The sequence below is a fragment of the Neptuniibacter marinus genome, assembly GCF_001597725.1.
GTDB classification, from domain to species: domain Bacteria; phylum Pseudomonadota; class Gammaproteobacteria; order Pseudomonadales; family Balneatricaceae; genus Neptuniibacter; species Neptuniibacter marinus.
Map to the genome: position 1 here is coordinate 1 of NZ_LUTR01000017.1, position 22,101 is coordinate 22,101.

A 22,101-nucleotide genomic window follows, 5' to 3' on the forward strand; every position below is an offset into this window, starting at 1 on the left:
AATGGGGTGGACAATGGGGCTCGAACCCACGACCGCCGGAATCACAATCCGGAGCTCTACCAACTGAGCTATGCCCACCACAAAAATATCTTACAAATGGTGCGGACGGAGAGACTCGAACTCTCACACCTTGCGGCACCAGAACCTAAATCTGGCGTGTCTACCAATTTCACCACGTCCGCTTACCTTTTAGAGAATGGGGTGGACAATGGGGCTCGAACCCACGACCGCCGGAATCACAATCCGGAGCTCTACCAACTGAGCTATGCCCACCATAATATTCTCTATACTGACAATGGTACGCCCACCAGGACTCGAACCTGGAACCTACGCCTTAGAAGGGCGTTGCTCTATCCAGTTGAGCTATAGGCGCCCGACTCATCGTCAGTCCTTAATAATTTAGCACTTTTAAAACAGTATTTGTTAGCTGTTTTTAAGTACCTCGTCTTAAGGAGGTGCGAATAATATACAGCTCTAATTTCAGCGTCAACCCTTTTTTTATCCAAGAAAATAAATGAGTTAGATTGCTCAACTTATGTGCAGATACGGTTGTTTTCCATACAAAAAACCACCCCACTCCCATCAGACTCCATCAACTACTTATTTCATAAGGAAGAAATCCGGTTTTTACAGTCTTACTTTCCTCCATCTAATTAGCAAAAGGCGCTTGGAGCTAAATCCTAACCATGAGAGAATTATCTCAGTTATATTTTTTCTAAAGGAACCTCCCTTTAATGAGCGCACAGATTATTGATGGCAAGAAAATTTCCGCCGAAGTACGTCAACGTGTTGCGGACGGTGTTCAACAACGCATAGATAACGGCAAAAAAGCTCCCTGTTTAGCCGTAATACTTGTTGGTATGGACCCAGCCTCACAAGTTTACGTACGACATAAAAAAAACGCCTGTAAAGAGGTCGGTTTTGAATCCCGATCATACGACCTACCTGTAGAGACCACACAACAGGCGTTACTTAAACTAGTCGATGAACTTAATGATGACTCAGAATGCAACGGCATCTTAGTTCAACTCCCTTTACCTGAACACTTAGATGCAAACGAGATACTTGAGCGCATACATCCTGAAAAAGATGTAGATGGTTTCCATGCCTTTAACTTAGGACGCTTAGCCCAACGCATGCCGGTTCTACGCCCATGTACACCTAAAGGTGTTATGACCCTGCTTGAGTCCACTCATCAAGATCTCCACGGCATGGAAGCAGTAATCGTAGGCGCATCCAACATTGTAGGTCGTCCAATGGGGCTTGAACTGCTTTTAGCAGGCTGCACTGTTACCACTACACATCGTTTCACACGCGACCTTGAAGCTCATGTTCGCCGTGCAGACTTAGTCATTGTCGGCGTTGGCATCCCTAACCTAGTAAAAGGCGAATGGATCAAAGAGGGTGCGACTGTTATTGATGTAGGCATCAATCGCTTAGATGATGGTCGTTTAGTGGGTGATGTTGGCTTTGAAGAAGCGGAAAAACGTGCAGGATTTATAACACCCGTACCAGGTGGTGTAGGCCCTATGACCGTAGCAACACTAATGGAAAACACTTTAGAAGCCGCTAACAAACAAGATAGTTAAGCGTATAAACACAAAAAAAGGCAGCCTTTAGCTGCCTTTTTTGTTGCATAAGAAAGCCTAAGCTTCACGAAACCATGTAGTTCCTTCCCGAGTATCTTTAAGAATCACGCCTTGAGCAGCCAGCTCATCACGGATTCGATCAGATTCAGCAAAGTTCTTGGCTTTCTTAGCTGCTGCCCGCTGCTGAATAAGCTCGTCGATCTCATCGCTACCCAACTCACCCTCTTTATCTTCGCCCTTCAAGAATCCAGCTGGGTCCTGCTGAAGCAAACCAAGAGTGCCTCCTAGGCGCTTCAACTGCGCAGCCAACATACCGGCTTCGGGAGCACCCTCACGGGAGGCTTTGTTTAGCTCGTTCACTAATTCAAAAAGCACCGACATAGCTTTAGGTGTATTAAAGTCATCATCCATCGCCTCAATAAAACGGGCATCAAAATCATTTTCAATAACCTCATCTCTAGGCTCAACACCTCTTAGTGCTTGATAGAAGCGTTCAAGCATAACTCGCGCTTCTTTTAAGCTATCTTCGCTGTAATCAATATAAGTACGGTAATGAACCCGTGCTAGGAAGAAGCGCACGACTTCCGCATTGTACTTGTCCAACACATCTCGAATGGTAAAAAAGTTACCTAATGACTTAGACATCTTTTCTGAGTTAACGCGCACAGGCCCTGCATGCATCCATGTGTTCACATAAGTACAACCATTAGCTGCTTCAGATTGAGCAATCTCGTTTTCATGATGAGGAAACGGAAGATCTGGCCCACCGCCATGAATATCGAAGGTATCGCCTAAACAGCACTTTGACATCGCGGAACATTCTATATGCCAACCTGGGCGACCATTTCCCCAAGGAGAGGGCCAGCTCACCTCACCCTCTTTTGCTGCTTTCCATAACACAAAATCAAGTGGGCTTTCTTTAGCGGTTTCAACTTCTACACGCGCACCGGAACGTAACTCATCAACATTTTTGTTAGTTAACTTTCCGTAACTTTCAAACTTTTCAACCCGGTAATACACATCACCATTAGAAGCCGGATAAGCAAACCCTTTTTCAATGAGCGTCGCGACAAGGGTAATAATGTCACCAATATGCGCAGTAGCACGAGGTTCTTGATCTGGGCGCAGTACTGACAGCTTATCTTCATCCTCATGCATCGCAGCAATCATTCGCTGCGTCAGCTGTTCTGGTGTTTCACCATTCTCGGCTGCTCGTTTGATAATTTTGTCATCTACATCGGTAATATTGCGCACATAATCTACATCCCAACCTTGGGAGCGCAGATAACGAGTAATTACATCAAATGCCACCATCACACGCGCATGACCAATATGACAAAAGTCATATACGGTAATACCACACACATACATTTTTATTTTCCCCTCCTGAAGAGGGATAAAAGTGGCTTTTTCTTTACTTAACGTATTGTAGATCTGCAGCATGATTCGTAACTTATTATTCAACGGCTGAAAAGGAGCAGTATTGTAGATGAAATCGCTTTCATCTGCGAGGTGATCATCCTTTATAAAAAGTCAGTAGCTATTTTTAACCGCCCTACGCTCTCGTCTAGCAATGGGCTTCTCTCACTCGTTAAAAGCAACTCGTTTTCTCCTTCCTCTTTATTCCATGCAACGGCTTCCCACTGCGCATAAGGATGCAATTTTATACGCTGAGCTTTATCCCATATAGGCAAGCTATCGACTGGCACAAGCCAGATAAACGACTGCCCAAAAATTAAATTTTTATCGTAGCCTAGCAATACCAAACGTCTAGACAATGGATCAAAATCAGCGCCTGTAATTAAGCCATCAACATTATATTCCTGCTCAGCGGCTACCGCCTGATTAGGTTTGCTTTTATCCAACCTATAGAGTTTAGTTTTTTCATTACCCCAGCCTTTAGTAAAAAGCCACAACTCATCATCAACGACAGTAAGTGCTTCACAATCGAAGTTGTGTTCCCTGCTCAGTTTTTCTTCAGGGAAATCTGCGTAACGAATATTCATTTTCTCTGCTGCCACACTTTCACCCGTAACTCCCTCTATTAGCGAAAGCCACAGGACTTTATAGATCTGAACAACAGAGCGGTTGCCACGATTATTTCCACAATCTGCGATATACAAAAACTCATCGTCTTGAGCTAATGACTCCCAATCGACATTTTTTGCTTCGCGGATATAAACCTTTTTCTCAATGTCATGATCATTATTAATGGCATATACAACAGGTTCGCCACCACTGTCATTAACCGTCCAGTTTAATTCGTTATGTAATGCAATTCCCGAAGTCTCCCTCACCTCTACAGGCCAGGAGGCACGCACTATATCGCCGACACCTGACGGAAAGACATTCACGGCATTCAAAGGAGCACACCCCGCGGTGATAACCACAAAAAAAACAACACAAGGTTTAGCGTACTTAAAAAGGTTCATATAGCACCGTTCTATCAAAAATAACTCATCACTACTTATTTTCATCTATTCGATTGACATAAGCACTAGACGTTTGTATTAAAAACTGCAAGGATTCGCTACTGGTAAATATAAAAACAACAGGGTTCTATAGGGAATGGGAAACGATATACATAACAACATCGATGAAGAAAGCACATTTTATCCCAAAATAGATGCACCATCGCCCCTTGTTGATAATAAAACTATACCCTCCCAGCAACTTACACTTTTGGAAGCACTTCCCTATCCTGCCTGGATAAAAAACAGACGTGCAGAATACCTTTATGCAAACAAAGCTTATGCTGATCTTATTGGCATGCCTGTTAACGCGATCAAAGGACGTACCGATCGACAATTGTTTCCTAAATTTCTTCAAGACCAATTAATCGATTCCGACGCTCTTGTTTTCCACAACAAAGCAACGATAGAGCTAGATAATATATATCTTCACTCAACGGCTACAGAGACCTATTGGCTTAGCAAGTCACCTCTTAAAAGCAGTTGTGGTCATGTTACAGGAATCATCGGCCTAATGAAGCTATCTCCGACCCTACAAGTAAGCGGGTCGACCTATAGCGAGCTAGCGACACATGCGATTAAACACAGCAATGAAGCTATCATTATTGCCGATACTGGCTTCAAAATAACATTAGTCAATCCTGCATTTATAAGAATTACTGGCTTTTCAGCCAATGATATAGTTGGCGCACCCGCCTCTACCATCAATGCTAACTGGCTCGCCCCCGAGTTTATGGAAAGCATTAAGCATCAACTTCATTATCACGGTTACTGGGAAGGAGAAACCTGGAATCGCAAAAAAGATGGCCAGCTCTATAATGAAAAAATAAAAATATCGGTTATACGTTCTGGTGATGGAAAAATATCTCACTATATGGGGCAATTCACTGACAATACGGAACAAAAACAGACCCAAGATAAACTAGAGTTTTTAGCCTTCCATGATGCCTTAACAGGCCTTGCCAATCGTGCTCTATTTCTTGATCGCGTCAGCCAATGCATCCAACAATCTAATCGCAATAACACGCGATGCGCCATTATTTATTTAGATTTAAATGACTTTAAACCCTTAAACGACACATACGGTCACCCTTTTGGGGATAAAGTGCTAATCCACGCGGCCAATACAATTAAAGAGGCCGTCCGCAAAGTAGATACGGTATCGCGCCAAGGCGGCGACGAGTTTGCCGTTTTACTTGAGGAAGTTGGATCCGTTGAAAGCGTTGTCGTTGTAACGCAAAAAATCATTACCTCACTAAGACACACCTTTGTCATTGACAATATTAAAGTTAATCTCGGCGCAAGCGCTGGCATTGCAGTTTACCCAGAGCATGGAGATGATGCGGATAAGCTAATCAGCAATTCTGATAAGGCAATGTATGCTGCAAAATCTCTAGGCGGCAACGGTTATTATTTATACAAATAAAACCCAAGCCCATCTAGGTTTAATGATACCTCATATACAAAAATAGCCCTCTACTCTCTTTAGATCTAACTTTAGAGAGATCATTTCAACAGCCCAAACTATCCGAAACACCCCGCCAACTAAATCTGAATTATTTCAATGAAATAATACTTTAAATTGAATAAAAATCAGTCAGTCAACCGAAAAGTGATCGATACTTAATCAACAGAAGTATTCAACCTTAGGAGGAAGTGATGACTGCAAATAACACCCAACCCACAAAAAACCCCAAACGCCACCCCCCTTCCTTTACAGACAATCGATCTAAACAAAACATCATTAAGCAAAAATCGAGATCTAGGCAGCAGATCCAGAAATCATATTTACAAACCTTGCTCTATCACTCAATTCTCAGTCATTTGAATGAAACCTTTGAACTCGAGCTGCCCACCACCCCACTGGATTTAAATTACGAAGCGAAAGATATAACAACATCTGAAATACTTGCAGAAGATATACTTTCAGCAGCCATAAATCTTTTTGCCTCCTTCACTGAGTTCCACACAGAATTAACTGAATCTTCAGCTCTCGAATGTTTTATTAATATGACTAAAGAAGCTTTTCGTAATGGAATTATAGAGACAAGAGAGCTTCTTGATAGCAAACAGCTACTCGAAGGGGAACTTGCTTGGCAAGTGGAGGAAATAGAAGAACAACTTTACGAAGAACTAAATAAATACTGCCAGAGCTTTGGTTACTACTGCGATGATGAAAGCAATCTAGATAGTGAATCAGAGTTAATGGGCGAATATGATGACATATGGGATGATGAGCTATTGAATAAACTAAGAATGTAAACGACTACTTAAGAGATTAGCAAAAATATAGTGCCGCTATATACGCGACACTATATAAATCAAGGCTTAATGCAATTCATCATACTTTTTACGGATAGCGACCAATTTTGGTTGTATATCAAGCGGGGCATAATTCATAGCTTGCTCAAAAAGATCTTTATTTTTCTCTGAAAGCCTTTCCTCTTCGCTCATTGCCGATAGCTTCTCCATCGCCTCTGTGAATTTAGGATGTACTTTGTCGGTAGCTGCCATGTGGAGCCCTCCTATGCTGATCCTGCACTAAAATATTCATACGTTAATGAAACCAAATCTCGGCTGCTTTTACATTTTAACAACAGCCATCTATTTGAACAGGCCTTTCTTGAACTTATCTATTTTGGCTTCAATGATCGCTGCTGCTTACGTTTTGGCTTATTAAATTTTTGGCTTTTAGGTTTTTTGCCATTAGCGGCTAAATCCGTTGAACGCTTACTTGCTGACGAAGCGTTTCTCTTCGTCCGTTTAGCTCCTCCTTTGCTCCGAGAAAGTACTTTTTTTGTATTTTCCTCCTCAGCAGGCACTAAGCTATTTTTACCATCCCCCACAAGATGAGCAAACCCCATCTCTGGAAGCTTCTGACGCAGTAATGGCCAATTCACAGGATCATGGTAACGCAGCAATGCTTTTTGTATTTTCCGTTGATCATCAGTCTTAGGTGTATAAAGCTTCTCGCTTTTATAGGTTACTTTTTTCAGCGGGTTTTTATCTGAGTGATACATCGCCGTTGCTAAAGACATCGGCGAGGGGTAAAACGTTTGCACCTGATCGACTTTAAATTCATTACGTTTAAGCCACTGAGCTAAGTTGACCATATCATCATCTTCACACCCAGGATGAGCGGCTATAAAATACGGGATAAGATATTGTTTTTTACCCGCTTCACGGGAAAAACGCTCAAACATCTTCTTAAACGCATCATAGGTCCCCATCCCTGGTTTCATCATCATTGATAGCGTGCCCTCTTCGCTATGTTCAGGGGCAATTTTAAGATACCCCCCAACATGATATGTCACCAGCTCTCGTACATATTCCGGATCCTCTACCGCTAAGTCATAACGCAAACCCGATGAGATAGATACTGTATGTACGCCCTTCACTTTACGTGCTTTTCTATAAAGCTGAGTCGTTGGGCTATGATCAGTATCTAAGTTCTTACAAATTACTGGATATACACAAGAAGGCTTACGACAAGAAGACTGTATCTCCGGATCATTACAGTTAAGGTGATACATATTAGAGGTAGGCCCCCCTAAATCGGAGATAGCACCCGTAAAACCTGGAACCTTATCTCTTATCTCCTCAATTTCAGTAATTACTGATTCATGGGAGCGGCTTTGGATAATCCGCCCTTCATGTTCGGTAATTGAGCAAAAAGTACAACCGCCAAAACAGCCCCTCATAATATTAATTGAGAATTTAATCATATCGTAGGCAGGAATTTTTTCCTGACCATAACGGGGATGAGGTATACGCTGATATGGCAGCCCAAAGACTTGGTCCATTTCGGAGGTAGTCAACGGAATAGGTGGAGGATTGACCCACAATTCACGATTACCGTGTTTTTGCACTAAGATTCGAGCGTTATGGGGGTTTGATTCTTGATGTAATACCCGCGAAGTATGGGCATAAAGCGCCGGATCTTTTGATACCTTTTCAAAGGAAGGTAAACGAATATAAGCTTCGTCAGGTAATCGCTCTTTACCTTTTAATGGTGCAGGAACAATACGTAAAGGTTGAACCGTATTATCAGCAGCATCCTTTTTATCGCAGGTTGCTACATCTTTATATTCATAAGGGTTTGGTAGATCTTCAATATATCCAGGCCAATCGATACGTGTAGAATCAACCTCAATATAATCAGCTGGAATAGCTGAGGAAAGAATTGTAGTACCACGTAGATCGTTAATAGCCTCAATAGCTTCGCCATTAGCTAAACGATGGGTTAATTCCACAATCGCTCTCTCGGCATTACCATAAAGCAGAATATCCGCTGTCGCATCCATCAATACAGAGCGACGAACCTTATCACTCCAATAATCGTATTGAGCTATCCTGCGAAGACTGGCTTCAATCCCCCCTAAAACAACAGGCGTTTCTCGGTAAGCCTCTTTACAACGCTGACTATAGACAATCACTGCTCGATCAGGACGTTTACCTCCCATTCCCCCAGCCGTATAAGCATCATCATGACGCATACGCTTATCCGCCGTATAACGGTTGATAAGGGAGTCCATATTCCCGGCAGTAATACCAAAATAGAGGTTAGGCTGACCTAATGATTTAAAGTCCTCAGCACTGGTCCAATCCGGCTGTGTAATAATGCCGACCCTAAAACCTTGAGCCTCCAACAGTCGCCCCATTACAGCCATACCAAAACTAGGATGATCTACATAAGCATCTCCTGAAATGATAATAACATCACAGCTATCCCAACCAAGCAGCTCCATCTCCTCTCGAGTTGTTGGCAAAAACGGGGCTGGGGCATAACATTCGGCCCAATACTTTGGATACGAAAATAGATCTCGGGCTTGGATTTGGCTCATATAGGAGACACAGACCAGAATAAGTGACTAAGAAAAGCTATTTTCTCAGAAACAAGGGACGACTCCCAGTGAAAACCGCTCACATATGAAAACTTTATTGAAGAATCATAGATTGTTGGGCTTCTTGATAAGTTAATGGGGTAAATTTAAGTGGCTTTTCACGCTCAGACAAGTAAATCGCTAGATTACCTTGTTCATCAATAGAGAAGTACTCCGCTGAAGTCAGTAGGGCTAAATAACGATTTTCATGATACATAATGGGGCTAGAGCAGCGCTGCCGTGTTAAGCGGGCTTTATCAATTTCAAGAAACACCGACAAAGAAGTATAGGCGCTTTGATATAAGTTACAGCCCGCATAGCCTGACAACCGGTTACTGCCATTAAAAATTAGAGTAGTATCGACCGATGGAGGAATACCCCGCCCAGAAACATCCTCTGCTCGCCAATAAGTATTCGCCAGAACATCTTCACTAAGGGCGTGTAAGGCAACAGGAGCGTCATCTATACTAGAGACTGTTTTTTCTCCCTCTAATACTCTTTCCGCACCAATACTCACCGCTACCTTGATTGTTTTGACGGATGGCTGTTTTCCCGCATCAACCGGCAGTTCATAGTGATAAGGTAAATAGCCGTTCTCTTCAATTACCTCAGACTTAACGCTGTTATCATTGTAAATTAATGCAACCTCAACTTTCGCAGACTCTGGCAGGTGCGATAACGGCTGCGCATCGATGATGAGAAAAGCGCCATCAGCTTTATACATAGAAGGATGTGATAGACACCCAGAAAGAATAAAAAGGGAAACTACAGACAGTAGCGTTACAGGTATAAAGCGCATTCTTCAATTCCGTTTGAAGTAAAAAAACAGGGTTAGAAAGGATATATAAAATCCCTAGATACACCAGATAGTAGCATACCGCTACTATCTGGCAAATAAACCGTTAACTATATATCGCTTACATCAAAGTCCACAAGCGGAGAGACATCAAGATCATAATTGATACCTTCAATGCCAAAGCCAAATAATTTCAGGAATTCATCTTTATAAAGCTGATAATCAGTCAAATCGAACAGATTTTCTGTGGTAACTTGTGGCCAGATTTCGCGGCAGGCATTTTGAACTTCATCCTTAAGCTCCCAATCATCCATGCGGAAACGGTTACTCTCATCCATCACAACCGATTCACCGTAAAGGCCCGTAGCAAACAAACGCTGAACCTGTTCCATACAGCCTTCATGCAAACCTTTCTCGCGCATCACTTTGAAGCACATAGCCAAATATAACGGCATAACAGGAATGGCTGAACTCGCTTGAGTAACGACCGATTTAAGAACACCAATATTCCCCTGTCCGCCGTTAACTTTGAGCTTAGCATCAATTGCAGACGCCGCCCGATCAAGATCTTGCTTAGCTTTACCTAAAGCACCATCCCAATAGATCGGCCATGTAATATCGGAGCCGATATAGGAATACGCAACAGACTTACAGCCCTCAGCCAAGACGTCGGCTTCTTCAAGTGCATTAATCCACAATTCCCAATCTTCACCACCCATAACAGTAACGGTCGCGTCGATCTCTTCCTGCGTGGCAGGTTCAACTTCAGCACTGATAATGGCATCTTTATTAGTATCAATGGCCGTGGACTGATAAGGCTTACCAATAGGTTTCAAACAGGAGCGAACAACCTCTCCTGTATCAGGCATTTTTCGCACTGGCGAAGCAAGAGAATAAATAACTAAGTCAACTTGCTTCATCTCCTCTTTAATCAATTCGATTGTTTTGGCTTTTGCTTCATGGGAAAAAGCATCACCATTCAAACTTTTTGAATATAAACCAGCCGCTTTCGCTTCTGCATCAAATGCCGCGGAGTTATACCAACCCGCTGTACCCGTCTTACGTTCTGTGCCAGGCTTTTCAAAGAAAACACCTATTGTCGCCGCATCTGAGCCAAACGCCGCAGCGATACGTGATGAAAGGCCATAGCCACTTGATGCACCAATAACGAGAACACGTTTAGGTCCGTTAACCATTTTACCTTTACTTTTGGTATAGGCAATTTGTTCACGAACATTGGCTGCACAGCCCTCGGGGTGTGTAGTAGTACAAATAAAACCGCGAATTTTTGGTTTGATAATCATGCGTAAACGGGTCTCAAATCCAGTAAATAAAGTTGATTCGTAAGATACATGAAATAGCGCAAAATTTACAGCGTCATATCAGGGCTCAAAAACCAACAAAAACACCTAGATTGTAATATTTAATGTTTATAACCATAGTCGGTCAGCAGATACGCCAATTCTATCGAATTGTTACCTCTGCTGTTTTCTATTAGCCATTCATCCGTAATATTCGTTATCATCACACTATTATTGACGCTTATTTAAGGAATTACCCGATGTCTGATTTACATGGTTATTACTTAGAAGACCTTGAAGTAGGAATGAACGCTTCATTTGCCAAAACTATCACCGACGCCGATGTTTGTCTGTTTGCAGGAATATCTGGCGATACAAATCCAGTACATATAAACGATGAATACGCAAAAACAACCATGTTTGGCAAACGCATTGTTCACGGTATGTTTAGCGCAGCGCTTATCTCTACTGTAGCGGGTACAAAATTACCAGGACCTGGCGCCATTTACATTGATCAACAGATCAAATTTAAAGCACCTGTTTTCATTGGTGATACAGCTAATGCTCTCCTCACCGTTGAAGAAATTGATATGCGCCGTAAACGAGTAAAATGCAAAACAGAAGTTTATGTAGGCGACAAAATAGTTGCGACCGGTAGCGCCACATTTATGGTTGATAAACGCGAAGCTTAAATTCACCTATACGATTAAGCACCACTTTCTTTATAAAATGGTGCTTATCGTTTTTTCTATTCTGAAACAGGCGCTCCCTCACTTCCCTTTTCTTCGCATCAAAAAACACTCCCTAAAGACAGTTTCATTTCTTAGTGCTAACTGACCTAAATCAAACCTGTAATTCATACTTTAGTTCATTGATAAGTTTTTACTGTTCCGTAAAATGTGCGAAAAAAAATAACAACAAGAAATACGGATATGAAACGAATACTAATTAGTGCCTGCATGCTCGGAGAAAAAGTTCGCTTCGATGGTGGCCATCACCTAATTAATCACCCGAATCTACAGCGCTGGCAAGAAGAGGGACGTTTAGTACCTATCTGCCCCGAAATATCAGGTGGATTAGCAACACCACGCCCTCCTGCTGAAACCCAGTGTAAATTCCCGATACTTATCACTACAAAAGAGGGGAAAGATGTTACGCCGCAGTATTTAAGTGGTGCGGAAAAAACCCTCGAGATAGCCAGACGTGAAGGCGTAGTTTGTGCCTTAATGAAGGCCAAAAGCCCCTCCTGTGGCAATAATCAAATCTATGATGGTAACTTCACAAACACTTTAACTGATGGTGCAGGTGTGGCAGCGGCTGAACTCTTAAGAAACGGCATTCCTGTTTTTAACGAAAAACAACTTGCAGAACTCTTTGCTTTTATCGAAGATTCAGAAAGAATCACCGCTTAATCATTTTTCCGCAGAGGCTAGTAATGGAGCAAGAACTTCAAAATGAGTTAGAAACAATTACCAAGCTTAGTAATATGGTTATCGAATTTTTCGTCAACTATAGCTTCCAAGTAATTGGCGCCATTATTATTTTCCTATTGGGCCTCATCGTTGCCCGCTGGATAGCAAAAATTGTCTTAAGACTATGTGAAAAGAAAAATGTTGATGTCACTTTAAGCCTCTTTATTTCTAGCTGCGTTAAGCTCTTTATTATCGCAATGGTGCTTATTGTTTGCTTAGGAAAATTTGGTATTAGTGTTGCCCCTTTCGTGGCCGCTATAGGTGCTATTTCATTAAGTTTAGGCTTAGCATTACAAGGGGTTTTCTCCAACTATGGCGCAGGCTTTACCATCATAATAACCCGCCCTTTTGTTGTTGGAAATACCATAAATATCAATAATATATCCGGCATAGTTAAAGAGATACGCTTAGCTTACACCATCCTTGACACAGAAGATGGAGAGATGATAACTATCCCCAACAAACATATTGTAGGTGAAGTTATCATTAATTCATTCCAATATAAAATTGTCGAGTCTAGCGTTGGCATCAGTTATCAGTGCAAACCTGAAGAAGCAATTAACGTAATTAATCACGCCCTTTCGCAATTTGTTGAGATTCCAACAACCCCAGCGCCTCAAGTAGGCGTCGAGGCTTTTGCCGACTCATCTATCAATATTGGTTATCGTTATTGGGTGCCTACTGAACGCTATTTTGAGGTTCAATACCAAGTTAACTTAGCCGTATACAATGCATTACAAGAAAGCAAAATAGTTATTCCATTCCCGCAACGAGAAGTCACTTTAACTCAAGCAGCTTCATAACTTTCATTTTTACTTGGCAGTTCAAGCACTGGCACCTACAATGTGCCTCGTTTTGTTAATGAATTCTTCGATTGAGTAATAATATGCGCACAAGCCAATATCTCATTTCCACGGTTAAGGAAACTCCATCTGACGCAGAAGTTGTTAGCCATCAGCTAATGTTACGCGCAGGCATGATTCGCAAAGCTGCTTCAGGCTTATACAGCTGGCTACCACTAGGTCTACGAGCCCTTCGTAAAGTAGAAAGGATCGTGCGAGAAGAGATGGATAAATCAGGTGCACTAGAAGTTTTAATGCCCGCGATCCAACCGGCTGAGCTTTGGCAGGAATCCGGTCGTTGGGAGATGTACGGCCCAGAACTGTTGCGGGTTAAAGATCGCCATAATCGCGAATTTTGCGTAGGCCCTACGCATGAAGAGGTAATTACAGACCTTATCCGCCGCGAAATTAAAAGTTATAAACAACTACCAGCTAACTTTTATCAGGTTCAAACGAAGTTCCGCGATGAAATACGCCCCCGTTTCGGCGTAATGCGCTCACGGGAATTTATTATGAAGGATGCCTATTCCTTTCATGTAGGTACTGAGTCGCTACAACAAACTTACGATTTGATGTATCAAACCTATAGCGCGATCTTCAACCGTTTAGGTTTAGACTTCCGCCCAGTATTAGCAGATACGGGCTCTATCGGCGGTGCAACCTCCCACGAGTTTCACGTTTTAGCAGAATCAGGCGAAGATGATATCGCCTTTTCAAACGTTAGTGACTATGCGGCCAATATTGAATTAGCCGAAGCGCTCTCTCCTGCAGGCGAGCTCGCAGCTCCGACCGTTGAAATGACAATAGTTGATACGCCTAACGCTAAAACCATTGATGAGCTAGTGACACAGTTTAATGTGCCTATCGAAAAAACAATCAAAACACTGTTTGTTGTGGCTTCGGATGCCTGTGAGGCCGATTTCGTCGCTCTTTTAGTTCGTGGTGATCACGAACTCAATGAGATCAAAGCAGAGAAATTACCTGAAGTTGCAGAGCCTCTAGAGTTTGCGGAAGAAGAGCAAATTCGCAATTTAATTGGTGCAGGCCCTGGCTCTCTTGGCCCAGTAGGTTTAGAGATTCCTGTGATAGCCGACCGTACAGTAGCCAAAACATCAGACTTCAGCGCTGGTGCTAATGCAGACGGCAAACACTATTTCGGTATCAACTGGAACCGCGATGTAGATCTTCCACAGGTCGCTGATATTCGTAACGTCGTCGAAGGTGACCCAAGCCCTTGCGGTGAAGGCTCCATTGAAATTAAGCGCGGTATTGAAGTCGGTCACATCTTCCAGCTTGGCCAAAAGTACTCTGAAGCTTTAGAAGCTAAAGTCCTCGACCAAAACGGTAAATCTGTCGTTATGGATATGGGCTGTTACGGCATAGGTGTATCACGTGTTATTGCTGCAACCATTGAGCAAAATCATGACGAGAGCGGCATTATCTGGCCAGAAAGCATTGCGCCTTTCCATATTGCACTCATTCCTCTTCAGTATGACAAATCTGATGAGGTCAAAGCATTGACCGATAAAATGTATAGAGACCTCCAACAAGCCGGTTATGACGTCATTCTGGATGACCGCGATAAAAAGACCAGCCCAGGCGTGAAATTTGCGGACATGGATCTGATGGGTATTCCCCACCGCGTTGTCATCTCACCACGAGGCTTAGAAACAGGGACATTGGAATATAAAGGCCGTCGTGATGCAGAAAAACAAGACGTGAAAGTCGACGATCTCATGTCTGTTTTAGCGGAACGCATCAACCTGTAATTCAGATACGATCTACTATGTAGAATAAAACGGGCCTAGTAGGCCCGTTTTTTTATATCTCGGATTTACCTTTATTATTAGGATACAAATCATGGTATTCATCAATACTTGATCCTACTTCGGTCAACCGCCACACCAATTCAAAATCAGTAATCTCCCCTCCCTGATGAAGGCTATGCAATTCAGCAAATCGATTGCCCAGAAATAACGCTATAGATTCAGGTAATTTCAAATCCCCTAGCTCCGCCCCCTGGCAGTCTAATATAGGCTGATACCAACGCACTGGCAGCCGCCAAAACTCACAGGCCTGACGCGTCAACGCATCAGAATAATCATTTAATAGATGACTAAACACTTGAGGGTGAGGCTCTATATTTTCATCGCTGTGTAACTCAACTAACTTCCTAAAGATCATCAACTTACCTATATCGTGAATCAAACCAACGAAATAAGATAAACTAGGATCAGCATTGATCTTTAGAGCAATTTTTCGGGCATTTTCCGCAACCTCAGAAGAATGCTCCCACAACGCTTTGCCGAAGGTCTCAAAATAATAGCTATTCACTTCAAATTTATCGGCTAACAACGACGACATAACTATACTTTTAAGCCGCTCTTCTCCCAATAAGCTAAGCGCATGACTGAGGTCTTTAATCTCCATGTCAGAGGCTACAAATAGCGGGGAATTAGCAATGGAGATTATTTTACCCGCTAAAGCAGGATCTTCCTGAATCGCCGTAATAATCTTACTTTGCACCCTTTCGGCACTCAGTAGGTCGGCCATAAGCGTTAATGCTGTTTTAGACAACTTAGGTATAGATTCATCACTTAAACCGATCAACTCCTCATCTAACGAGGCTCTTAGCAAACGTTCTTGCGCTTTCGATGCTTCAGAATCTAATACCCTAACCCCTAACAAGCTACTGATAAAAGTTAAACTAAGCTCTCTCGCATTACGTAAAGGCTTAATTCCATAATTTTCACTTTCCAAAGAGGGGCATTCACTATCCGTCTGTTGTACTTTTTGCGCTTCGGTCGTTGCATTTAGTGGCTCCGACTTAGCAACCGGAGTATTTTCTTGATGAGCTTTGTGACCAAAAAAAGCTTTTATCTGCTCAAACATACCATAACCCTGCTCACTCGGGTTCTCATTAACCCTACATATATAGCAAAGCCTACAATCTACTCAAAATCAACAATCACAAAAGGATAGGGTAGTTCCTGCAACGCTTTCTGCTTACTTTTAACTTCAGCCACTACCGCAAGCTCTGGACCTTGGCTAAGCCAAGCCTCAAGCTGCCTTACCGCCAGCTCATCGCCAGACACCATTAACTCGACACTTGAATCAGGCAGATTTCTAACCCAACCGCTCAAGCCTAATGACTCAGCTTGCTCTTGAGTTGATTTTCGAAACCAGACACCTTGCACTCGACCTATCACAATCGCATGGAGGCAAATTTCCACCATTCTAATCTCCGTAAAATATATTAAATGCCAAAACTAAGACGCTTTGCATTGTTTAAGCACTAACAAACAACTGCTCCATATAAATCGAAAACGTATCTTTTTCCGCAAGATGGACATCTTGCAAACGTTTCTCCAATTCTCGCTCCCAAGCCGCCGCAGCGCTAGCCTGCAAAGGTGCTGGTGTGGGCCAAGGCAACAAATCATTAAGCTCATAAAGCGATAAACTCGACATACTACGACTCAATAGGTATTCCCCTTGATCACTGCGTTTAATAATTCCCTCCTCAATCAACAGAGTTATATATGTATCCCAACGCCCTTGATCTAATGTATCCACTTCCTGCAACAAACACCGGTCAGTGACCGCTGCACCTTCATTTTGCGCTTTCCAAAGCCGGTATAAAACTGCAACCACGGTATACAGGTGCGGTATAGTTTTACCTTTATCTACTGGCCGATAAACCGTAATACAGCGGGTTAACTCTGCCCCCATCAGAATAATTACCCAACTGATAAAGATCCAAAGAAGAAACAAAGGAACTGCGGCAAACGCACCATATATCAACTCATAAGAGGGAAACTGAGTCACAAAGGCAGCAAAACCACGTTTTGCGGTTTCAAACAGCAAAGCCACGACAACACCACCAATCAAAGCACTTTTCAAAGGAACACGGCAGTTCGGAACGGCAACATAAATCAGCGTAAATGCAGCAGCAGAAAACAAAGTAGGTAACAAACTTAACAAACGACCTCTTCCTACAAGTTCTGTGGCAGAGGAAATAAAAGGTAAAGATGCAATATAAGAGGTAAGCAACAGACCTAAACCAATTAGAATAGGACCTAAACTTAAAATAGCCCAATAGAGTAAAAAGCTTGATAGCCCTTTGCGCGGCTCTGATACACGCCAAATACGATTGAACGCCGCCTCTATATTCTTCATCATCATGATCGACGTTACCGCTAATACAGCAATACCAACCGCCGTTAATTTACGCGCCTGAGATGAAAAATCGGTTAAATAATCCTGCACCACTGCACCGGTTGTTGGTACAAAATTTTGGAATACCCAGCCTTGTAGCTCCTGTCCAACCCCTTGAAAAGATGGCACCGCGGCCAACATCGCGTAGGAAACTGTCATTAAAGGCACTACCGCAAATAGCGTGGTATAAGTTAATGCCGCTGAATTCAAAATCCCTTGGTTATGACGAAACTGGGCAAAAAGGTACCTCAGAAACAGTAGATAGGGATGGTTAAACAATCTGCTCATAACACTCCTTTAAACAGCGTTCAAAAATACACTAAGTAATAGGTACCTAAAAAGGTGATTCACTCATGAAATCTATCTTATAGCCGTATACAATGATGCAAAATAACCTAACATGTTAAATCAATCATCCGTTTTACTTCGATTGATTAATAATTAATAAGTACGGTATAGCACAATGAATGAAGTAATTATCTACCACAATCCTCGCTGTTCCAAATCTCGCCAAACCTTAGCGTTGCTTGAAGAGAACGGTATTCAGCCTGATATCCGTAAATATTTGGATGATGCCCCCTCTGCGGATGAGCTTAAACTTGTGTTAAAACAACTAGGAATCTCAGCTCGCGAGCTTTTACGCACGAAAGAGCCTGAATTTAAAGAACAAGGTTTAGATGACACCGCTTTATCAGATGAGCAGATTATAAAAGTAATGACCGAGGTTCCCAAACTTATTGAGCGTCCAATCGTCATCAAAGGTGATAAAGCACGAATAGGACGTCCTCCTGAGTCCGTTTTGGACATTTTGTAACATGTCTCAGCCCTACGTGTTAGTTCTTTACTACAGTCGCCATGGAGCAACACGATCTATGGCACAGCATATTGCACGCGGGATTGAACAATCGGGCATGGAAGCTCGATTACGAACAGTGCCTGCCATCTCAACTATATGTGAAGCAACGGCATCCGATATACCCGATGAGGGCGCGCTATATTGCAGCGAACAGGATTTGGCTGAATGTTCAGGTCTTGCCCTCGGTAGCCCAACCCGCTTTGGCAATATGGCAGCGCCGTTAAAGTATTTTATTGATGGAACAAGTTCCCTATGGCTGTCTGGCGCTCTAATCGATAAACCCGCCGCCGTATTTAGTTCAAGCTCTAGCCTCCATGGCGGACAGGAAACGACTCTACTCTCGATGATGATCCCCCTGCTCCATCAGGGTATGGTGATCGCAGGCCTACCTTACAGCGAATCTACTTTGTTAAAGACAACAACCGGCGGAACGCCATACGGCCCAACCCATGTTGCAGGCCAAGATAACCGCCCACTTGATGACAATGAGTTGTCACTCTGTGTCGCACAAGGCAAACGCCTTGGCGAACTCGCACATAAGCTCCGCCATAAACTGTAAACCTAACAACATTGAGAACTCTCTTTTGAAAGCATACATACCAGACGACCATAATTACGCCGCTAAAGCCCTTTTTAGCAGACGAGTAACAGTTACCAGTTACACCGCTTTATTAGGCTGGTTTATCTTATGGCATATGTTTTTAATTCCAGTACCTACCGGTCATCCATGGGTGATCAGTTTACTTCATATGTTGCCACTACTCGCATTTATTCGTGTCATTATTACAGGGAATCCTCGCGGCCACGCTTGGCTATGCTTCGTATTATTACTGCCATTTATTCAGTCAGTTTTAGCTGCAACCAACCCCAATACGTTTATCTATGGGCTAGGTTACTCGCTGTTAGTCGGCACGCTGTTCACCAGCTCAATGATGTATGCACGCTGGCAGAGCCGCTACAACAAACAGTTAGCCCATTGGGATAATGAAAAGAAAGCAAACAGCAAAAACCCAGAAAGCTAAACGTCGCTCAACAACTTATTCGCTAGAGAGAGTCATGACGGCCTCAGATCAAGCAAAGAAACAAACCCTAGAACAGGTACGCAACCAGTTTCCTATTTTAGAACAGCAGGTTAATGGCAGCCCTCTTATCTATCTAGATAACGCCGCGACGACGCAAAAGCCAAGTGTTGTTATTGAGAGCGTAAATAATTACTACGCCACATTTAATGCCAATGTGCATAGGGCAAGCCATGCTTTAAGCACCGAGGCAACCGGTAAGTTTGAAGCCGCTCGCGACACCGTCGCCCATTTTTTAAACGCTAAAAGCAGTAAAGAGATCATCTGGACCCGCGGCACAACTGAAGCAATCAACCTAATTGCCAATAGCTGGGGAAGCTATTTAAAGCCTGAAGACGAAATTATACTCAGCCCTCTAGAGCATCACGCCAACATTGTTCCTTGGCAATTGCTCGCACAGAGAAGCGGCGCGATTATTAAAGTTATTCCACTGTTAGCGAGTGGCGATCTTGATATACAGGCCTATAAAACCTTACTTACCCATAAAACTCGCCTTGTTGCTATTACTCATGTATCTAATGCCATAGGTACGATTAATCCCGTTAAGCAGATCATATCTTTAGCTCACGATGCAGGCGCTTTAACCTTAATTGATGGAGCACAAGCGCTCCCTCATTTTCAAGTCGATGTAAACGACCTAGATGTAGATTTTTATGTTTTTTCAGCACATAAATTATACGCGCCAACAGGCATAGGGGTGCTTTATGGGAAACAACAATTATTAGAAGCCATGCCTCCATGGCAAGCGGGTGGAGAGATGATCTCTCAAGTGAGTTTCAGCGAAACCACCTTTAATGATTTACCTTTTAAATTTGAAGCGGGCACACCTAACATCTCTGGCGCTATAGGACTTGCCTCCGCTATTGAATGGCTACAAGCCCAAGATAGGCACCTACTTGAACAGCATGAAACTAGCTTATATAAAGCTGCACTTGATGGTTGTTCTCAAATTAAAGGATGGCAGCGGATCGCATCACCCCAAAAGTCTGTAAGCCTCATCTCTTTCACTTTAGCTCATCAACATCAACAAGATATTGGCTATCTGCTAGATCAACAAAGTATTGCTGTTCGCACTGGTCATCACTGTGCGATGCCCCTCATGCAAGCTCTTGGTTTATCAGGTACTACACGGGTATCTTTTGCTTTCTATAATACGCTTAATGAGGTAGAAAATTTCGTCACAGCATTAGATATGATTAGCCGTGATGAGTCAGCTTTAGTTACCTCTAATTCTAAAGGCACCCAGTCTACTCATACGATAGAGGAAGCAAAAAAAGGGTTGTTCGATAAATTACTCAGCTTACAGGATTGGAATGCCCGTTATCGTGAAATCATGCTACAAGGCAAACAACTGCAGAGCTTAGCTGAACATCTCAAAACAGATGCCAATAGAATAAAGGGCTGTGAAAGTAACACTTGGCTGCTTTATGAACTAGGGCAAGATCAGCGTATACAATTGAGAGCAGACTCAGACGCCCGTATTATTCGCGGTCTATTAGCCTTAATATTAGATCTATTTCATAATAAAACAGCACAACAGATCCAAGATATTGATATAGAATCCATTTTTAATCAGCTATCCTTAGAACGCCATTTAAGCCCCTCACGCGGCAATGGTATTCGCGCAGTAGTCGATAAAATTTATCAATTAGCCGCAAAGCAAACAGATAGCTCTTAAGATAATTAATATTTAAATATTCTGACTATTTTTAACAAGTAATGGAGTAAAGATGAGCAATTTCACTGATGTTTCCTATCTAAATACAGTTTTCGGAAACGAGAAAGGGGATATGCAAAACCCTAATTGGGAAAAGTCAGCCAAACAGCTACACCTTATCCAAGAAGAACTTGCAGAGCTTGTTGAAGGTATAGAAAAAAAAGACATGTCTGAAATACGTGATGCGGTCGCCGATATTCTGGTAGTGACTTACGGTATGGCACATATTATGGGCATTGATGCCGACAAAGATATGGCAGCGGTTCAAGCAAGCAACTTATCAAAGCTGTGTAAAACCCAAGCAGAGATCGACAAAACGCTCGCCTTCTACCGAAATGAAAAAGGCCTAGATGTTTATGCCGGCGGTGAACTTCCAGAAGCCTATGTAAAATCCACAAAAGACCAAACCGGCAGTGATGGTAAGTTCTACCCAGCTCACAAGTTCTTAAAAAACACTAACTGGCATGAACCTGTACTAGACTAACAACACTCGTTTGCAGATATTAAACCTACTATATTTGGATTAACCGATGCCGACATATGATTACCGCATTGAAGAAACCGGTGATATCATCGAAGTAACACATACTGTAGCGCTTACTCCAAAAAACTGGGAGGAGCTCTGCCTATTAGCAAATATTGATCCTCAAGGTATACCTGCGAAATCATTAGTAACTAAGTTATTAGCGGTTACAGGTATGGTAAAAACGAGCCCTAAAATAAAGGCTAAAGATTTGCCCTGCATGAGCGGAAAGGACTGCCCGAGTGGAGGTTGTAGTTAAAAACGATGCAATCCGATCTGCTTACAATTAATCAGGATCGTTGTAGGCAGTTCATTACACTTAAGCCTATAGCGTTTTCACTACGACTATCTATCGGC

22 protein-coding genes and 4 tRNA genes are annotated in these 22,101 nt (G+C 42.7%); 13 read left to right on the forward strand and 13 right to left on the reverse strand.

All coding sequences use genetic code 11. From position 1 onward, the window contains the following. Positions 1 to 2: 2 nt before the first annotated feature. The 4 genes from A3774_RS11625 to A3774_RS11640 all read right to left on the reverse strand — a co-directional run bounded on the left by A3774_RS11625 (position 3) and on the right by A3774_RS11640 (position 373). Positions 3 to 78 (reverse strand) — tRNA-His (locus A3774_RS11625). Positions 79 to 97: 19 nt separating this feature from the next. Next, positions 98 to 182: transfer RNA gene (locus A3774_RS11630), tRNA-Leu, on the reverse strand. 15 nt (positions 183 to 197) lie between these two features. Beyond that, positions 198 to 273, reverse strand: a tRNA-His gene (locus A3774_RS11635). A 23-nt stretch (positions 274 to 296) separates the two neighbouring features. Continuing rightward, positions 297 to 373: transfer RNA gene (locus tag A3774_RS11640), tRNA-Arg, on the reverse strand. Between the two features lie 361 nt (positions 374 to 734). Between A3774_RS11640 and folD the strand changes: the two genes are divergently transcribed. Beyond that, complete coding sequence (folD, locus tag A3774_RS11645; RefSeq protein ID WP_067867474.1) at positions 735 to 1,589, forward strand: bifunctional methylenetetrahydrofolate dehydrogenase/methenyltetrahydrofolate cyclohydrolase FolD; 855 nt, start codon at positions 735 to 737, stop codon at positions 1,587 to 1,589. A 57-nt stretch (positions 1,590 to 1,646) separates the two neighbouring features. On the opposite strand, the gene cysS is transcribed toward folD, so the two are convergent. Together cysS and A3774_RS11655 are read right to left on the reverse strand one after the other, a co-directional pair. After that, on the reverse strand, positions 1,647 to 3,032 hold the full coding sequence (cysS, locus tag A3774_RS11650) for a cysteine--tRNA ligase (RefSeq protein ID WP_067867476.1): 1,386 nt from the start codon (positions 3,030 to 3,032) through the stop codon (positions 1,647 to 1,649). 80 nt (positions 3,033 to 3,112) lie between these two features. Beyond that, the gene (locus A3774_RS11655) at positions 3,113 to 4,021 is read right to left on the reverse strand and encodes a hypothetical protein (protein ID WP_067867478.1); all 909 of its coding nucleotides are present in this window, start codon (positions 4,019 to 4,021) and stop codon (positions 3,113 to 3,115) included. Positions 4,022 to 4,157: 136 nt separating this feature from the next. On the opposite strand from A3774_RS11655, the gene A3774_RS11660 reads away from it, so the two are divergent. Both A3774_RS11660 and A3774_RS11665 read left to right on the forward strand, forming a co-directional pair. Further along, the gene (locus A3774_RS11660; protein WP_067867481.1) at positions 4,158 to 5,486 is read left to right on the forward strand and encodes a diguanylate cyclase domain-containing protein; all 1,329 of its coding nucleotides are present in this window, start codon (positions 4,158 to 4,160) and stop codon (positions 5,484 to 5,486) included. A 233-nt stretch (positions 5,487 to 5,719) separates the two neighbouring features. Continuing rightward, the gene (locus tag A3774_RS11665; RefSeq protein ID WP_067867483.1) at positions 5,720 to 6,322 is read left to right on the forward strand and encodes a DUF5610 domain-containing protein; all 603 of its coding nucleotides are present in this window, start codon (positions 5,720 to 5,722) and stop codon (positions 6,320 to 6,322) included. A 66-nt stretch (positions 6,323 to 6,388) separates the two neighbouring features. Here A3774_RS11665 and A3774_RS11670 read toward each other — a convergent pair whose 3' ends face one another. The 4 genes from A3774_RS11670 to fabV all read right to left on the reverse strand — a co-directional run bounded on the left by A3774_RS11670 (position 6,389) and on the right by fabV (position 11,043). After that, on the reverse strand, positions 6,389 to 6,574 hold the full coding sequence (locus A3774_RS11670) for a hypothetical protein (protein WP_067867486.1): 186 nt from the start codon (positions 6,572 to 6,574) through the stop codon (positions 6,389 to 6,391). A 119-nt stretch (positions 6,575 to 6,693) separates the two neighbouring features. Next, positions 6,694 to 8,904, reverse strand: coding sequence for a YgiQ family radical SAM protein (locus tag A3774_RS11675; RefSeq protein ID WP_067867489.1), 2,211 nt, complete (start codon positions 8,902 to 8,904; stop codon positions 6,694 to 6,696). A 94-nt stretch (positions 8,905 to 8,998) separates the two neighbouring features. Continuing rightward, positions 8,999 to 9,742, reverse strand: a complete 744-nt coding sequence (locus tag A3774_RS11680; protein WP_082792431.1) for an META domain-containing protein — start codon at positions 9,740 to 9,742, stop codon at positions 8,999 to 9,001. Positions 9,743 to 9,849: 107 nt separating this feature from the next. After that, positions 9,850 to 11,043: an enoyl-ACP reductase FabV gene (fabV, locus tag A3774_RS11685; RefSeq protein ID WP_067867496.1), complete on the reverse strand. Its 1,194-nt coding sequence runs from the start codon at positions 11,041 to 11,043 to the stop codon at positions 9,850 to 9,852. Between the two features lie 257 nt (positions 11,044 to 11,300). On the opposite strand from fabV, the gene A3774_RS11690 reads away from it, so the two are divergent. The 4 genes from A3774_RS11690 to A3774_RS11705 all read left to right on the forward strand — a co-directional run bounded on the left by A3774_RS11690 (position 11,301) and on the right by A3774_RS11705 (position 15,123). Then, positions 11,301 to 11,732: a MaoC family dehydratase gene (locus tag A3774_RS11690; RefSeq protein ID WP_067867499.1), complete on the forward strand. Its 432-nt coding sequence runs from the start codon at positions 11,301 to 11,303 to the stop codon at positions 11,730 to 11,732. A 240-nt stretch (positions 11,733 to 11,972) separates the two neighbouring features. Next, complete coding sequence (locus A3774_RS11695) at positions 11,973 to 12,452, forward strand: DUF523 domain-containing protein (RefSeq protein WP_067867504.1); 480 nt, start codon at positions 11,973 to 11,975, stop codon at positions 12,450 to 12,452. Positions 12,453 to 12,475: 23 nt separating this feature from the next. After that, a complete protein-coding gene (locus A3774_RS11700) occupies positions 12,476 to 13,315 on the forward strand; it encodes a mechanosensitive ion channel family protein (RefSeq protein ID WP_067867507.1) in 840 nt (279 codons plus the stop codon). Positions 13,316 to 13,398: 83 nt separating this feature from the next. After that, entirely contained in the window at positions 13,399 to 15,123 is a 1,725-nt protein-coding gene (locus A3774_RS11705; protein WP_067867509.1) for a proline--tRNA ligase, read from the forward strand. A gap of 52 nt (positions 15,124 to 15,175) precedes the next feature. Here the strand turns inward: A3774_RS11705 and A3774_RS11710 are convergent, their stop codons facing one another. From A3774_RS11710 to A3774_RS11720, 3 genes are read right to left on the reverse strand one after another with little or no spacing between them, the layout of a single operon-like run. Next, on the reverse strand, positions 15,176 to 16,246 hold the full coding sequence (locus A3774_RS11710; RefSeq protein ID WP_067867512.1) for an HDOD domain-containing protein: 1,071 nt from the start codon (positions 16,244 to 16,246) through the stop codon (positions 15,176 to 15,178). A 59-nt stretch (positions 16,247 to 16,305) separates the two neighbouring features. Beyond that, on the reverse strand, positions 16,306 to 16,590 hold the full coding sequence (locus A3774_RS11715; protein ID WP_067867515.1) for an acylphosphatase: 285 nt from the start codon (positions 16,588 to 16,590) through the stop codon (positions 16,306 to 16,308). 52 nt (positions 16,591 to 16,642) lie between these two features. Further along, positions 16,643 to 17,857 carry a YihY family inner membrane protein gene (locus A3774_RS11720; RefSeq protein ID WP_067867518.1) on the reverse strand — a complete coding sequence of 405 codons (1,215 nt, stop codon included), beginning with the start codon at positions 17,855 to 17,857 and terminating at the stop codon, positions 16,643 to 16,645. A gap of 175 nt (positions 17,858 to 18,032) precedes the next feature. On the opposite strand from A3774_RS11720, the gene arsC reads away from it, so the two are divergent. From arsC to A3774_RS11750, 6 genes are read left to right on the forward strand one after another with little or no spacing between them, the layout of a single operon-like run. After that, on the forward strand, positions 18,033 to 18,383 hold the full coding sequence (gene arsC / locus A3774_RS11725) for an arsenate reductase (glutaredoxin) (protein WP_067867521.1): 351 nt from the start codon (positions 18,033 to 18,035) through the stop codon (positions 18,381 to 18,383). Position 18,384: 1 nt separating this feature from the next. Next, positions 18,385 to 18,984: an NAD(P)H:quinone oxidoreductase gene (wrbA, locus tag A3774_RS11730; protein ID WP_067867525.1), complete on the forward strand. Its 600-nt coding sequence runs from the start codon at positions 18,385 to 18,387 to the stop codon at positions 18,982 to 18,984. A gap of 25 nt (positions 18,985 to 19,009) precedes the next feature. Further along, on the forward strand, positions 19,010 to 19,447 hold the full coding sequence (locus A3774_RS11735) for a DUF2069 domain-containing protein (RefSeq protein WP_067867531.1): 438 nt from the start codon (positions 19,010 to 19,012) through the stop codon (positions 19,445 to 19,447). Positions 19,448 to 19,481: 34 nt separating this feature from the next. After that, entirely contained in the window at positions 19,482 to 21,182 is a 1,701-nt protein-coding gene (locus tag A3774_RS11740; protein WP_067867653.1) for a SufS family cysteine desulfurase, read from the forward strand. Positions 21,183 to 21,234: 52 nt separating this feature from the next. After that, positions 21,235 to 21,705 carry a nucleoside triphosphate pyrophosphohydrolase family protein gene (locus A3774_RS11745; protein ID WP_067867534.1) on the forward strand — a complete coding sequence of 157 codons (471 nt, stop codon included), beginning with the start codon at positions 21,235 to 21,237 and terminating at the stop codon, positions 21,703 to 21,705. Between the two features lie 46 nt (positions 21,706 to 21,751). Beyond that, the gene (locus tag A3774_RS11750; RefSeq protein WP_067867537.1) at positions 21,752 to 22,003 is read left to right on the forward strand and encodes a regulator; all 252 of its coding nucleotides are present in this window, start codon (positions 21,752 to 21,754) and stop codon (positions 22,001 to 22,003) included. Positions 22,004 to 22,101: the final 98 nt, after the last annotated feature.